Source organism: Novosphingobium decolorationis, from assembly GCF_018417475.1.
GTDB lineage: Bacteria > Pseudomonadota > Alphaproteobacteria > Sphingomonadales > Sphingomonadaceae > Novosphingobium > Novosphingobium decolorationis.
On sequence record NZ_CP054856.1, the window covers coordinates 2,976,853 to 2,989,562 of the forward strand.

Genomic DNA, 12,710 nt, shown 5'->3' on the forward strand with positions numbered 1-12,710 from the left:
CGCTTGCCCTGCGCGGGCCCTCGGCGCATAGGCTGGTCCATGGCACGAGCAGATCGTCTTGAACGCATGGACCGCCGCCGCGAGGAGGCCGAAGAGGAATACACCGCCGCGCTGATTGGCGCGCTCAAGGTGACCGCCGCCGGGCAGTGGGGCCTCTTCGGGCACACCCGCGACAAGACCCACGTGGCCAAGGCCAAGCCGCTGCTTGCCGAACTGGAGGAGCTGGCCGACGAGATCGCGGACCTGCGCGAACGGCTCGACCTCGAACCCTTCGCGCTCCACGCCGAGTTCCTTGCCGCGCGCGGGCCGGTGAATTCCCATGCGGTGGGTGAGCCCAAGCAGGCGCAGGCCTGGCTCGCGCGGCTGGAACAGGATCAGTAAGGTCGGTCCGAGGGCCATCGCCCTCGGGCTCCCCAACCTGTCTGGCTCACCTTGCGTGCGCCTCGGTGGCTGAAAGAGGTGAGGTTGCCCCTTGTGGGGTCAAGGAGCGATGGCCCCTTGAAGCGGTTTTCCTGTTTCTACCCCAACTCGAATGTCGTGATCCCGTAGATCCGCTTCTCGTCGAGCGCGGGCGCTTGTCCCAGGTACATGCGCGCGCAGCCGAAGACCTCGCGCAGGCCGTGGCGTTTCACCAGCGCCATCGCGCCCGGGTGCGTCTCGGGCACGTCGAGAGTGACGAGGCCGTCCTTGCCATGTGCGGCCAGCGCGCAGAAGAGCGCTTCGGCGGCCTCGTCGTCATCGGCGAAGAGCGGGCCGATCTTGGTGCCTTCGCGGCAGGGGCGGATCGTGCCGAAGCCGGCCAGTTTCCCGTCCTTCACATAGCCCAGCGAAAGGGCCCCCTCCTGCGCGATCCAGCGTTCGAGGAACGGCTCGCGCGGGGCGGGAAAGCAGGTGCGGTCGTAGGCTGCGACCTCGGCGAAAGGCACTTCGGACAGCGGGACCAGGGCGGCATCGGCGCGCATCGCGGCCTCGGTTGTCGGCCAGTCGGTGGGGATCGTGAACTGGAAGCGCAGGTCGCGGTGCGCGAAGACGAAGCCGCCCTTGGCGTAGTAGTCCTGCATCGTGAAGACGCCGTCCATGCCGATGGGGCGTCCCGGTTTCAGGCGCGAGAGCAGCATCTCGCGCCGGTTCTGCCACAGCCGGTCGCCCAGGCCCTGCCCGCGCCAGTCGGGGCGCACGATGAAGAAGCCCATGAACCCGAACTCGCCGCCGTAGGAGGCGATGGTGCCCCCGCCGATCAGTTCGCCGTCCATCTCGGCGGCGATGAAGGCGTTGGGCTCGGCCTCCCAGAACAGGTCGGCATCGTGCAGGCCCGGGTTCCAGCCTTCGTTCGCCGCCCATTCGACAAGGCGGTTGGCTTCGCGGCGGGTCATGGCGCGGATGGTGAGGTCGCTGAGCGTCATGCCGGGCAACCTAATGCGCCTGCGCCGATTTGCCAGCGATGTTGCGTCGCGGGCGTGCAAGTCTTTCTATCGGCGCAACAGCATCGCCCCGAAGATGGCGAGATGCAGGGCTATTCGCGGATCGTGGCGAACCAGATGACGTGCTTGGGCCCCTTGCCGTTCGAGCGCGAGGCGACCTTGCGCTCCTCGACCGCGAAACCGGCGCGTTCGAGCCGGCGGGTGAAGTCGGGATCGGGCCCGGCGGACCAGATCGCGAGCACGCCGTCGGGCGTCAGCGCGCGCTTGGCGGCGCGCAGGCCGGACTTGGAATAGAGGACATTGTTGTCCTCGCGCACAAGGCCGTCGGGGCCATTGTCGACATCGAGCAGGATGGCATCGTAATCGCCTTCCGCGCCCGCGATGAAGGGGGCCACGTCGGAGAGGATCAGGTTGACGCGCGGATCATCGAGGCAGCCTGCCTCCAGCTCCTTCATCGGGCCCTTCGCCCATTCGATGATCTCGGGCACGATCTCGACCACGGTGGCCTTGCCGTTCTCGGGCAGGACCCGCAGCGCGGCGCGCAGGGTGAAGCCCATGCCATAGCCGCCAATCAGCATGTGCGGGCGCCTGGCGTGCTTGATGCGCTCGAAGCTCATCGTCGCCAGCGCCTCTTCGGAGCCCCACTTGCGGGTCGACATGAGTTCATTGTGGCCAAGGACGATCATGAAGTCCTTGTCGTGGCGGTAGAGTTCGAGCTTTTCGCCGTCCGGCACCCATGCCGTATCGAGGAGTTCGCGCTGGATCATGGTTCAGCCTTCATAGCACAGGTGGACGATGGGAAAGGGACGCCCCTCGGCGTCGGTCGGGGAGCGGCCGGTGCGCACGAAGCCGCGCGCAAGGTAGAAGGGCAGGGCGTTGTCGGCCTGCTCGTTGGCATCGACGCGCGGGGCCGGGTGCAGCTCGAGCGCCTTGCCGACCAGCGCGGAGCCGAAACCCTGTCCGTGGACGTCGGGGTGGACGAAGAGCGCCTCGATCATGTCGCCGTCAAAGACCAGGAAGCCCTGAACCATGCCCTTGGCGTCCTCGGCCACCCAGAGGGCGACCTCGGGGAGCATGGCCGCGACCTGGACCTCGATCTGCGCGCGCTCGTCCGGGGAAAGAAAGCCGTGCGTGGCCACGACGGCCGCGCGCCAGATATCCAGCGCGCGGGAAACGTCGCGGGGCTCGCCCGGCCGGAGGATCACCGCAGGTCCGGGGCCGTGGCGGCCTCGCGCAGCATCGCGATGGCCTCGTCGAGCGGCATGACCTTCTGGTCCTTCTCGCCCAGCGTGCGGATCGCGACGGTGCCTTCCTCGGCCTCGCGCGCGCCCACGACGAGCAGGTGCGGGACCTTGGCCAGGCTGTGCTCGCGCACCTTGTAGTTGATCTTCTCGTTGCGCAGGTCCGCTTCGACGCGGATGCCCGCGGCCTTGAGCTTGGCGACGGCCTCCTTGGCGTAGTCGTCGGCGTCCGAGATGATCGTGGCAACCACCGCCTGCACGGGGGCGAGCCAGACCGGGAGGCGGCCCGCGAAGTGCTCGATCAGGATGCCGATGAAACGCTCGTAGGAGCCGAAGATCGCGCGGTGCAGCATGACCGGGCGGTGCTTGGCGCCGTCCTCGCCGATGTAGGCGGCATCGAGGCGCTCGGGCAGGACGCGGTCGGACTGGATCGTGCCGACCTGCCAGGTGCGCCCGATCGCGTCGGTCAGGTGCCATTCCAGCTTGGGCGCGTAGAAGGCGCCTTCGCCGGGCAGTTCCTCCCAGCCGTATTCCTCGGTGGCAAGGCCCGCCTCGATGACCGCGTTGCGCAGTTCGTCCTCGGCCTTGTCCCACATCTCCTCGGTGCCGAAGCGCTTTTCAGGGCGCAGCGCCAGCTTGATCGAGTAGGTGAAGCCGAAGTCCTTGTAGATCTTGTCGGCCAGTTCGCAGAAGGCGCGCACTTCGGCGACGATCTGGTCCTCGCGGCAGAAGATGTGTGCATCGTCCTGCGTGAACTGGCGCACGCGCATCAGCCCGTGCAGCGCTCCGTGAGGCTCGTTGCGGTGGCAGCAGCCGTTCTCGTAGAGGCGGATCGGCAGCTCGCGGTACGAAGTGATGCCCTGGCGGAAGATGAGAACGTGCGCGGGGCAGTTCATCGGCTTCAGCGCCATCCAGTCCGCATCGTCGGAAACGATCGGGCCTTCGTCCTCGGTGTTCGGCGTCTCGTCGGGAATGACGAACATGTTTTCGCGGTACTTGCCCCAGTGGCCGGACTGCTCCCACTGGCGCGCGTCCATCACCTGCGGGGTCTTGACCTCCTGGTAGCCGGCGCCGTGGATGGCGCGGCGCATGTAGTCCTCCAGCGCGCGGTAGATGGTAAAGCCGTTGGGGTGCCAGAACACCGAACCGTGGGCTTCCTGCTGCAGGTGGAACAGGTCCATCTCGCCGCCCAGCTTGCGGTGGTCGCGCTTGGCGGCCTCTTCGAGGCGCGTGAGGTGGGCGTTGAGCTGCTTCTTGTTGAGCCAGCCGGTGCCGTAGATGCGGGTCAGCTGCGCGTTCTTCTGGTCACCGCGCCAGTAGGCGCCGGCCACGCGCATCAGCTTGAAGGCGGCCGGGTCAAGCTTGCCGGTGGAGGGCAGGTGGGGCCCACGGCACATGTCGAGCCAGGCGCCTTCGGAATGGGGCTGGCCCGACCAGTAGACGGTAAGGTCCTCGTCGCCGGGAAGCTCGGCGGCCCATTCCGCCTTGAAGGTCTCGCCTTCGGCGGTCCACTTGGCGATCAGCTGCTCGCGGGTCCAGACCTCGCGCACCAGCGGCTTGTCGGCCTTGATGATCTCGCGCATCTTTTCCTCGATGGCGGGAAGATCGTCCATCGAGAAGGGCGCGCGGCCTGCAGGCGCCATCACGTCGTAGTAGAAGCCGTCATCGGTCGAGGGGCCGAAGGTGATCTGCGTGCCGGGCCAGAGCGCCTGCACCGCCTCGGCCAGCACGTGGGCGTAGTCGTGGCGAGCGAGATCCAGTGCCTCGGCCTCATCCTTGGCCGTCACCAGCGCGAGCTGCGCATCGCCTTGGAAGGGGCGGGTGAGGTCGACCAGTTCGCCGTCGACACGGGCGGCGAGCGCCGCCTTGGCGAGGCCCGGGCCGATGGCCGCGGCCACGTCGAGCGGAGTCGCGCCTTCGGGCATCTCGCGCACGGAACCGTCGGGAAGGCTGATCTTGAACATCTCGGACATCGAACTCGTCTTTCGCTCCTGGGCCGCGCGGGCGGTGCCTTGGGCCTTTGGCACAAGCGCACGCCTCGCGGAAGGTCCGGCGTCGGCTATTTTGGCTTGGGATCGGGAGAATGACGCCACATCGCCCGAGCCCGGGCAACGGCGCTGCGTGGTCTCAGCCCACGACCTGCCGTGCCCGGGCGCGCCGGGTGGTGGTGGTCGTGGTGGGTGTTACACGCTTGGTCATCGAACGCGCTTCTAGCAGGGAAGTGCCCGCGAGTCACGCGGCCCGGCCCGCTGGGGCCACGCCGTCGGCCGACCTGTCATTATGTCAACTATACTTGACACGACTCGCGGTGCAATGACAAGCAAGCTTTACACAAAAGCAAGGGAGCTTGTCGTATGTCCCGTAATGTTTCGCTGCTCTGGGGTGGCGGCGTGATCGCCGTGGCCCTTCTCAACATCGCCGAGGTCCTGCCCGACTGGACCACGATTGCCGCAATCCTGACCATGCCCGCGATGGTGGCCCTGCGCATCCGCAAGGGGCGCACGCACGGGAAAGGGTGCTGAGCGTGGGCCTCTCGAGCACAAATCCGGCGTATCGCCGCTATCTGCGGCGCTTCATTCCGATCACGTTTGTCTACGTGGCCCTGTTCGCGCTGGCGACCTGGGTGATCCCTGACGACGCCCCGGCCAGCGTGCTGACGGTGGGTGTCGCGATCCTGCCGGGGCTGGCCGTCCTGGGCTGGATCTGGGCGATGGCGCGGCTGCTGGTCGAACTTCAGGATGAGTATCTACGCATGCTGGAAGTGCGCAAGTTCCTGGTCGCGACAGCGCTGACGCTGGCGGTTTGCAGCGTCTGGGGCATTCTCGAACTCTATTCGCCCCAGGTGCCGAAGCTCCCGATCTTCTTCGTATTCCCAATGTGGTGCGCAGGGCTGGGGCTGGGAATGGTGGTCAACAAGCTGACGCTTGGCGATGCGGGGTGCATGTGAAGAACCGCCTGAAAGTCCTGCGGGCCGAGCGTGGCTGGAGCCAGCAGGACCTGGCCGGAAAGCTCGATGTCTCGCGCCAGAGCATCAACGCCATCGAGACGGGACGTTACGATCCCTCGCTGCCGCTGGCCTTTCGTATTGCCGAAGTATTCGAACTTGCGATAGAAGAGATCTTCCTGAGAGGAGAGTAACGATGCCGCGCGCATCTCGTCCCGTTCGTACACGGCTGCTCATGCTGGCCGCTTCGCTGGCCCTGTTCGCAGGGCTGAGGGCGCTTGCATTTGAGCGTTTGGGCGCCGAAAGCGTCGCATCGGACATCACGGGCGCGCCGATCTACGCGATCACGCAGACGGGCAATCACATCCTTGTCGAGGTCGTGAGCCCGATTCTCTACTGAAGCCGCTTGGGGCGCCGCTCGGCGATCCGCTGCCAGCACCACATGGTGAAAGCCCCTGCGGGAAGGCACAGGAGGGCCAGGGCCGCCGCGAGCAGGTTGGGCGCAGGGGCGAGCGCAGCGCCGAGGAGGACGGCATAGGGCAGTATCCACCAGCCCCGGCCGCGGCGTTGCAGGAGCGCGGCGACCAAGGCGCTCGCCGAAGCTGCCAGGATCAGCGCACTCCAGGCAAGCTGGGCCGGGCCCAACTGGGCGAGAACTTCGCCCAGATTTTCTGGGCCGGGCACGCGGGCGAGGAAGGCCTCCGGGTGGCCAATGTAGGGCCAGGTCCAGGGCGCCGTGGCGACGAGCGCGATGCCGAGCACGAGGGCACCTTCCCCCAGCACGCCGCCAAGACGCCGCCACGTGAAGGGCGCGCGCAGCGAGTCGAGGACGAAGAGCAGCGCGGGCACAAGAAGGCTCGCCGGCTCGGTCAGCGCGGCGAGCGCGAAGACGAGGCCCGCGCTCCCAAGGTGCCAGCGGCTCGTGCGCACGATTACCAGTCCGCACCCGGTCAGCACCAGCGCGGTGAGGAAGAGTCCGGGGCCCGCCAGCGGAACCGACGTTATGGCAAGCGGCGAGATCGCCAGCAGCAAAAGGCCTATGCGCGCGGCGGCCTCGCTGGCAAACAGGCGTCGCCCCAGCACCAGAGTCAGCGCGCCGATGGCAAGGGCGTTGGCGAGGTTGAACAGTCCCAGCGTGACCGCACTTGCGCCGAAACGGGCATAGGCCAGCGAGAGGACCATGGGCCAACCGATCGGCGTGAAGATAGCCGGGTCGCCGGGCGCGGCGAAATACCCTCCGCCAACTGCCAGCGCGAGCGCCGCTTCGTGATGCCACTGGGCCTCGGGCGGGACCGCGATGTCGAGGAACAGCGCCCCGACCCGCAGCCCGAAATAGAGCGCCCAGATTGCGAGCAGGACCGAGCGCTGCTGCGCGAACCATTCCAGCCGCCGCGCGGTGCGCGTGGGCTGTGTGGGGAAGCGGATGATTTGGGCGTTCATGGCGAATTTTCGTAGATGCGGCGGCGAAGGTGGGCAAGGGGGCGTGAAGAAGGAAGATAGGATTCAAGGGGTTATTACCCCTTGACCCCCAAAAGGGCGTCCTCACCTTCCACACGCCGCTATGGCTGAGATACGCGCGGTCGCCTGTTCGGGGAGCCCGAGGGCAATGGCCCTCGGATCTCTCCTTGCCCTTCTCGGTCCCAGCCCCCACCTTGCGCGCCATGACCGAGATCCGCTTCCACGAAATGGCCGATGGCCGCCGCATCGCCCACCGCTTCGCGCCCGGACAGGGCCCCACGCTCGTCTTCCTGCCGGGCTACATGTCCGACATGTCGGGCAGCAAGGCGACGGCGCTGTTCGAAATGGCCGTCCACACCGGCCGCGCCTGCCTGCTTGTCGACTATTCGGGCTGCGGGGCGAGTGACGGCGATTTCGCCGACGGCACGCTCAGCCGCTGGCGCGACGAGGTGGTGGCCGTGATCGAGGCCGCCGCGCTCGACAAGGTGGTCCTGATCGGCTCCTCGATGGGCGGCTGGCTGATGCTGATGGTAGCCGATGCCCTGCCCGACAAGGTCCACTCGATGATCGGCATTGCCGCCGCGCCCGATTTCACCGACTGGGGCATCGCGCAGATGGACAAGGGACTGCTTGCCGATGGTGAGACCATCTACGAAGACAATCCCTATGGTCCCGAACCCACGCCGACCCACCCCGCCTTCTGGGCCGACGGGCAGGCGAACCTCCAGCTGGAAGCACCGATCGAGTTCTACGGTCCGGTGCGTCTCCTCCACGGCCAGCGCGACGAGGACGTGCCTTTCGACCTTTCGCTGCGCCTGTGCGAAATGCTGCGTTCAGACGATGTGCAGGTGACTTTCATCAAGGACGGCGACCACCGCCTTTCGCGCGAGACCGATATCGCGGTTCTCATGCGCACCGTGGCCGACCTGCTTCTGGCCCGTGACCCGGAAAGCTGATCGTCCGCACGGCCGACCGGAGACGTAACCCTCGATGTCGATTTCGCTGCTTCTGATGCCCCTTCTCGCCCAGGCGGCGGGGACCATCGGCTCGCCCTATGCCTCTTCGCTTCCGCTCGAGATCATCGAGAAGAAGAACGACGAGGCGCGCAAGCAGGCGCAGGAGCGGGCCTATGCCGGGCCCGCCGCGCCGGTCAGCCGCAAGGGGTGCATGGACCTTGTCCAGTCCGATCCGCAAGGCTCGGCCAATCTGGCGCAGGAGGCCCTCTATGAGGCGATGGGGCGCGAACGCGTGCGCGCCGGCCTGTGCCTGGGCGCGGCGCTCACCGTGCTGGAACGCTTCGACGAGGCGCGCGAGGCTTTCGTCACCGCGCGCGATGCGACCGAGGCCGAGGACCACGTCAGCCGCGCGCGGCTGGGCGACATGGCGGCCAACGCCGAACTGGCACAGGGCAATGGCGCCAAGGCGCTGCTGCTGCTGGGCCCCGCACTCACCGAGGCCAAGGCGAGCGGCGATGACCGCGTTCTCGCCGAAGTCCAGATCGACCGCGCGCGCGGGCTTGTCGCCGTCGACCAGGCCGAGCAGGCGGCCGATGCCCTTGCGGCGGCGCGCGTTGCCGATCCGGAGAACGCGCAGGCCTGGCTTCTTTCGGCGACGCTCGCGCGGCGCCAAGACCAGCTGATCGTCGCTTCGGGCCAGATCGAGACGGCGGCCAAACTGGCACCGCGCGATCCGGCCGTCGGCCTGGAGGCGGGCGTGATCGCGATGCTTTCGGGCGAGGCGGATGCCGCGCGCCGCAGCTGGCAGTCGGTACTGGACGTCGCCCCGCAGAGCCCGGAAGCCCAGACCGCCAAGACCTATCTTGCGCAGACGGCCCCCGATGATGGGCCGGAGCGCCCCTGAGACACCAGACTACGGATAACGATGCCCATGGTACCCCTTTCGGTTCTCGACCTTGTCACCGTTCGCGAAGGCGACAGCGTGGCCCGCTCGCTCGACATCACCGTCGATACCGCCAAGGCCGCCGAAGCCAACGGCTTCAAGCGTTACTGGGTGGCCGAGCACCACGGCATGGCGGGGATTGCGGGCGGAGCGACCTCGGTCGTGCTTGCGCACATCGGCAACGCGACCAGCACGATCCGCATCGGCGCGGGCGGGATCATGTTGCCCAACCACACGCCCTACGTGATCGCCGAGCAGTTCGGCACGCTTTCGGCGATGTTCCCGGGCCGCGTGGACCTGGGGCTGGGCCGTGCGGCGGGCGCGGACGGGCGGCTGGCGAACGCCTTGCGCAAGGACATCGTGAGCGCGTCGGAACGCTTCCCGCAGGACGTTGTCGAACTGCGCGCCCGCTTTGCCGGGCAGGCCGTAGGCGGCGTGGAATCCCCGCAGGCAAGCGGGGCGGATGCGGAAATGTGGATCCTGGGCTCCAGCCTCTTCGGCGCGCAGCTCGCCGCCATGCTGGGTCTTCCCTATGCCTTCGCTTCGCACTTCGCGCCCACCCATCTGGACGAGGCCGCGCGCATCTACCGCGAGCGCTTCGAGCCGTCCGAATTTTGCGACAAGCCCTATTTCATGGCCGCGATCAACACGATGGCCGCCGAGACCGAAGAGGAGGCCTGGTACCTCTCCTCCTCGACCGACCAGAGCTTCGTCGCGCTGCGCACGGGTAGTCCCGGCAAGCTGCAGCCGCCGCTGCGCAATTACCGCGAAAGTCTCCCCGCTCCGGCGCGCGCAATGCTCGAGCAGATGCGCGGTGTCGCCGCCGTCGGCACGCCCGACCAGGTGCGCGCGGGGCTCGAGGCCTTTGTCGCGCGTACGCAGGCTGACGAGCTGATCCTGAGCGCCTCGACCTTCGATCCCGCCGCGCAGATCCGCTCGCTCGAACTGATCGCCGGGGCGCTCGACTGAGCCGCGAGGACAAGAGCCGGTACAAGACCATGTGCGTGCAGGGGTATTGCCAGCGCCGCCGCAAGCGGCCAGACAGGCCCGTCCAGGAGGGGATATGAACCAGTCTGATGTTGTTATCGTGGGGGCCGGCCACGGCGGCGCCCAATGTGCGCTGGCTCTGCGCCAGAACGGTTTTGAGGGCTCGATCACGGTGATCGGGCGCGAGCCGGAGTACCCCTACGAGCGCCCGCCGCTCTCCAAGGAGTACTTCGCGCGCGAGAAGACCTTCGACCGCCTCTATATCCGTCCGCCCACGTTCTGGGCCGAAAAGGACGTGAGCTTCCGCCTTGGCTGCGAAGTCATCAAGGTCGATCCCAAGGCGCATACCTTGCGTCTTTCGGACGGCGAGACCTTCGAATACGGCAAGCTGGTCTGGGCGACCGGCGGCGATCCGCGCCGCCTCTCGTGCTCGGGCGCCGAACTGGCCGGTGTCCATGCGGTGCGCACGCGCGCCGACTGCGACACGCTGATGGCCGAGGTGGACGCCGGGATCCGCAAGGTGGTGGTGATCGGCGGTGGCTACATCGGCCTGGAAGCGGCCGCTGTGCTGGCCAAGCTGGGCCTGGAGGTCACGCTCCTCGAAGCGCTGCCCCGCGTCCTTGCGCGCGTGGCGGGCGAGGAGCTTTCCGCCTTCTACGAGAAGGAGCACCGCGAGCACGGGGTGGACCTGCGCACGGGCGTTGCGGTCGAATGCCTCGAAGGCGATGGCAAGAAGGTCACCGGGGTCAAGCTTGCCGATGGTTCGGTCCTTCCCGCCGAGGCGGTGATCGTGGGCATTGGTATCGTGCCTGCCGTCGGCCCGCTGATCGCCGCAGGCGCCGCGGGGGCCAATGGCGTCGATGTGGATGAATACTGCCGCACGTCGCTTCCCGACATCTACGCCATCGGTGATTGCGCCGCCTTTGCCTGCGGCTTTGCGGGCGGCGATGTCATGCGCGTGGAATCGGTGCAGAACGCCAACGACATGGCGACCTGCGTGGCCAAGGCGCTGTGCGGCGACGAACAGCCCTACAAGGCCTTCCCGTGGTTCTGGTCGAACCAGTATGACCTGAAGCTCCAGACCGCGGGCATCAACAAGGACTTCGACACCACCGTGGTGCGCGGCGATCCCGACACCCGCAAGTTCTCGGTGGTGTACCTGCGCGCGGGGCGCGTCGCGGCAATCGACAGCGTCAACATGGTCAAGGACTACGTCCAGGGCCGCAAGCTGGTCGAAGCGGGCGCGAAGGTCGACGTCGACCAGCTTGCCGATCCCGAGGTTCCTCTCAAGTCGCTGCTGTGAAGCGATAGGTCCTGTATCGCACCTGCGGGCTGGACCTGTGCAAAAATGTCGTTAAGGCCCGCTCTTTCGTAATTTTCGAAGGGGCGGGCGTCGACGCGCGCACGCACCCGTGCAAGGGGTGAAGCGGTATGAACGCGCGGACAGACGCGGAAAGCAGGCAGGTGCGCGGGTTCGAGCCCTATCGGCGCAACGCGCGGGTGCTGGGCGCGAGCCTGGTCGGCACCGCGGTCGAGTTCTACGATTTCTACATCTACGCCACGGCCACCGCGCTTGTCTTCGGGCCGCTGTTCTTTCCCGCCAATTCGGCCTCCGCGCAGCAGCTGGCGGCTTATGCGAGCTTTGCCATCGCGTTCCTGGCCCGTCCCATCGGCGCCACCTTCTTCGGCCATTTCGGCGACCGCGTGGGGCGCAAGTCCACGCTGGTCGCCTCGCTCATGCTGATGGGCGGGGCGACTGTCGCGATCGGCTTCCTGCCTACCTACCAGAGCATAGGTTGGTACGCGCCGCTCCTCCTGTGCGTGCTGCGCTTCGGGCAGGGGCTGGGGCTTGGTGGCGAGTGGGGCGGCGCGGCGCTGCTGGCGGTGGAGAGCGCGCCGCCGGGCTGGCGCGCGCGCTTCGGCATGTTCCCGCAGCTGGGCGCGCCGCTCGGGTTCCTGGCGGCCAACGGCCTGTTCCTGATCCTGTCCGGGCTTCTGAGCGAAGCGCAGTTCATTGCCTGGGGCTGGCGCCTGCCGTTCCTGCTGAGCTCGGTCCTTGTCGGGCTGGGCCTGTGGATTCGCTTCAGGCTCTCCGACAGCCACGCGCTCGACGCCACCGGGCACATCGCGCCGCCCAAGGCCATTCCCCTGTTCGAGCTGTTCAAGGGCCACCTGCGCCAGACGGTTGCGGGTACCTTCGCAGTCGTCGCCTGCTTTGCCATCTACTACCTCACCACCGCCTTCGCGCTGGGCTATGGCACGGGAGAGCTGGGCTATGACCGGCAGGATTTCCTGGGCGTCCAGCTCTTCGCGATCCTGTTCATGGCTCTGGGCATCGTGGTGGCAGGCTACGCCGCGGACCGTTGGTCCTCGCGCTCGGTGCTGCTGTTCGGCTCGCTGTGCGCCATCGGTGTGGGGATCGCGATGGGGCCGATGCTGGGCGCGGGCTCGCTCACCGTGATCGCGCTGTTCCTGGCGATGGGCCTGTTCACCATGGGCCTCGTCTACGGTCCGCTGGCCGCGCTCCTGCCGCAGCTGTTCCCGGCACGGGTGCGCTACACCGGCTCCTCGATCGCCTTCAATGTCGGCGGGATCCTCGGCGGTGGTTTTGCCCCGGCGGTGGCGCAGGGGCTGGTCGACCAGGGCGGACTGGCCTTTGTCGGCCTCTACATCTCCGGCGCGGCGGTACTCACGCTGGTCGGGCTGCTCAGCCTTTCGCGCAATACGGAGCGCGACTTCACGGTTTAGAAGTGCGCATAT

Annotated in this window: 15 protein-coding genes; 10 read left to right on the top strand and 5 right to left on the bottom strand. The window is 67.4% G+C overall.

The window, feature by feature from the left end; all coding sequences use genetic code 11:
• The first annotated feature begins 39 nt into the window (after positions 1 to 39).
• A complete protein-coding gene (locus HT578_RS13960; RefSeq protein WP_213500120.1) occupies positions 40 to 381 on the top strand; it encodes a hypothetical protein in 342 nt (113 codons plus the stop codon).
• 137 nt (positions 382 to 518) lie between these two features.
• Here HT578_RS13960 and HT578_RS13965 read toward each other — a convergent pair whose 3' ends face one another.
• The 4 genes from HT578_RS13965 to thrS all read right to left on the bottom strand — a co-directional run bounded on the left by HT578_RS13965 (position 519) and on the right by thrS (position 4,635).
• The gene (locus HT578_RS13965; protein WP_213500122.1) at positions 519 to 1,403 is read right to left on the bottom strand and encodes a GNAT family N-acetyltransferase; all 885 of its coding nucleotides are present in this window, start codon (positions 1,401 to 1,403) and stop codon (positions 519 to 521) included.
• A 110-nt stretch (positions 1,404 to 1,513) separates the two neighbouring features.
• Positions 1,514 to 2,188, bottom strand: coding sequence for a spermidine synthase (locus HT578_RS13970; RefSeq protein ID WP_039389643.1), 675 nt, complete (start codon positions 2,186 to 2,188; stop codon positions 1,514 to 1,516).
• 3 nt (positions 2,189 to 2,191) lie between these two features.
• Positions 2,192 to 2,626, bottom strand: coding sequence for an acetyltransferase (locus HT578_RS13975; RefSeq protein ID WP_213500124.1), 435 nt, complete (start codon positions 2,624 to 2,626; stop codon positions 2,192 to 2,194).
• Positions 2,623 to 4,635 carry a threonine--tRNA ligase gene (thrS, locus tag HT578_RS13980; protein ID WP_213500127.1) on the bottom strand — a complete coding sequence of 671 codons (2,013 nt, stop codon included), beginning with the start codon at positions 4,633 to 4,635 and terminating at the stop codon, positions 2,623 to 2,625. The genes HT578_RS13975 and thrS overlap by 4 nt, the downstream gene beginning before the upstream one ends.
• Positions 4,636 to 5,016: 381 nt before the next feature.
• Between thrS and HT578_RS13985 the strand changes: the two genes are divergently transcribed.
• The 4 genes from HT578_RS13985 to HT578_RS14000 are packed head-to-tail and all read left to right on the top strand — an operon-like array spanning position 5,017 to position 6,006.
• Positions 5,017 to 5,184 carry a hypothetical protein gene (locus HT578_RS13985; RefSeq protein ID WP_159108024.1) on the top strand — a complete coding sequence of 56 codons (168 nt, stop codon included), beginning with the start codon at positions 5,017 to 5,019 and terminating at the stop codon, positions 5,182 to 5,184.
• A 2-nt stretch (positions 5,185 to 5,186) separates the two neighbouring features.
• Positions 5,187 to 5,609, top strand: a complete 423-nt coding sequence (locus HT578_RS13990; protein WP_039391908.1) for a hypothetical protein — start codon at positions 5,187 to 5,189, stop codon at positions 5,607 to 5,609.
• Positions 5,606 to 5,800 (top strand): helix-turn-helix transcriptional regulator, encoded by a 195-nt coding sequence (locus HT578_RS13995; RefSeq protein WP_213504347.1) that lies wholly within the window; start codon positions 5,606 to 5,608, stop codon positions 5,798 to 5,800. Before HT578_RS13990 ends, HT578_RS13995 begins: the two co-directional genes overlap by 4 nt.
• Positions 5,801 to 5,802: 2 nt before the next feature.
• Complete coding sequence (locus HT578_RS14000; RefSeq protein ID WP_213500128.1) at positions 5,803 to 6,006, top strand: hypothetical protein; 204 nt, start codon at positions 5,803 to 5,805, stop codon at positions 6,004 to 6,006.
• Here HT578_RS14000 and HT578_RS14005 read toward each other — a convergent pair.
• The gene (locus tag HT578_RS14005; RefSeq protein WP_213500129.1) at positions 6,000 to 7,046 is read right to left on the bottom strand and encodes a hypothetical protein; all 1,047 of its coding nucleotides are present in this window, start codon (positions 7,044 to 7,046) and stop codon (positions 6,000 to 6,002) included. The genes HT578_RS14000 and HT578_RS14005 overlap by 7 nt on opposite strands.
• 221 nt (positions 7,047 to 7,267) lie before the next feature.
• Here HT578_RS14005 and HT578_RS14010 point away from each other — a divergent pair, with 221 nt between their 5' ends.
• From HT578_RS14010 to HT578_RS14030, 5 genes are all read left to right on the top strand, one after another.
• Positions 7,268 to 8,020, top strand: a complete 753-nt coding sequence (locus HT578_RS14010) for an alpha/beta fold hydrolase (protein WP_213504349.1) — start codon at positions 7,268 to 7,270, stop codon at positions 8,018 to 8,020.
• 34 nt (positions 8,021 to 8,054) lie between these two features.
• Positions 8,055 to 8,924 (top strand): tetratricopeptide repeat protein, encoded by an 870-nt coding sequence (locus HT578_RS14015; protein WP_213500130.1) that lies wholly within the window; start codon positions 8,055 to 8,057, stop codon positions 8,922 to 8,924.
• 27 nt (positions 8,925 to 8,951) lie between these two features.
• Positions 8,952 to 9,932, top strand: a complete 981-nt coding sequence (locus HT578_RS14020) for an LLM class flavin-dependent oxidoreductase (protein WP_213500131.1) — start codon at positions 8,952 to 8,954, stop codon at positions 9,930 to 9,932.
• Between the two features lie 94 nt (positions 9,933 to 10,026).
• Entirely contained in the window at positions 10,027 to 11,253 is a 1,227-nt protein-coding gene (locus HT578_RS14025; RefSeq protein ID WP_213500132.1) for an NAD(P)/FAD-dependent oxidoreductase, read from the top strand.
• 128 nt (positions 11,254 to 11,381) lie between these two features.
• The gene (locus HT578_RS14030) at positions 11,382 to 12,698 is read left to right on the top strand and encodes an MFS transporter (RefSeq protein WP_213500133.1); all 1,317 of its coding nucleotides are present in this window, start codon (positions 11,382 to 11,384) and stop codon (positions 12,696 to 12,698) included.
• Positions 12,699 to 12,710 lie beyond the last annotated feature (12 nt).

Coding starts and splice junctions, on each gene's coding strand:
- HT578_RS13960 (WP_213500120.1), top strand. CDS start 40: ATGGCACGAGCAGATCGTCTTGAACGCATGGACCGCCGCCGCGAGGAG.
- HT578_RS13965 (WP_213500122.1), bottom strand. CDS start 1,403: ATGACGCTCAGCGACCTCACCATCCGCGCCATGACCCGCCGCGAAGCC.
- HT578_RS13970 (WP_039389643.1), bottom strand. CDS start 2,188: ATGATCCAGCGCGAACTCCTCGATACGGCATGGGTGCCGGACGGCGAA.
- thrS (WP_213500127.1), bottom strand. CDS start 4,635: ATGTCCGAGATGTTCAAGATCAGCCTTCCCGACGGTTCCGTGCGCGAG.
- HT578_RS13985 (WP_159108024.1), top strand. CDS start 5,017: ATGTCCCGTAATGTTTCGCTGCTCTGGGGTGGCGGCGTGATCGCCGTG.
- HT578_RS14000 (WP_213500128.1), top strand. CDS start 5,803: ATGCCGCGCGCATCTCGTCCCGTTCGTACACGGCTGCTCATGCTGGCC.
- HT578_RS14005 (WP_213500129.1), bottom strand. CDS start 7,046: ATGAACGCCCAAATCATCCGCTTCCCCACACAGCCCACGCGCACCGCG.
- HT578_RS14010 (WP_213504349.1), top strand. CDS start 7,268: ATGACCGAGATCCGCTTCCACGAAATGGCCGATGGCCGCCGCATCGCC.
- HT578_RS14015 (WP_213500130.1), top strand. CDS start 8,055: ATGTCGATTTCGCTGCTTCTGATGCCCCTTCTCGCCCAGGCGGCGGGG.
- HT578_RS14020 (WP_213500131.1), top strand. CDS start 8,952: ATGGTACCCCTTTCGGTTCTCGACCTTGTCACCGTTCGCGAAGGCGAC.
- HT578_RS14025 (WP_213500132.1), top strand. CDS start 10,027: ATGAACCAGTCTGATGTTGTTATCGTGGGGGCCGGCCACGGCGGCGCC.
- HT578_RS14030 (WP_213500133.1), top strand. CDS start 11,382: ATGAACGCGCGGACAGACGCGGAAAGCAGGCAGGTGCGCGGGTTCGAG.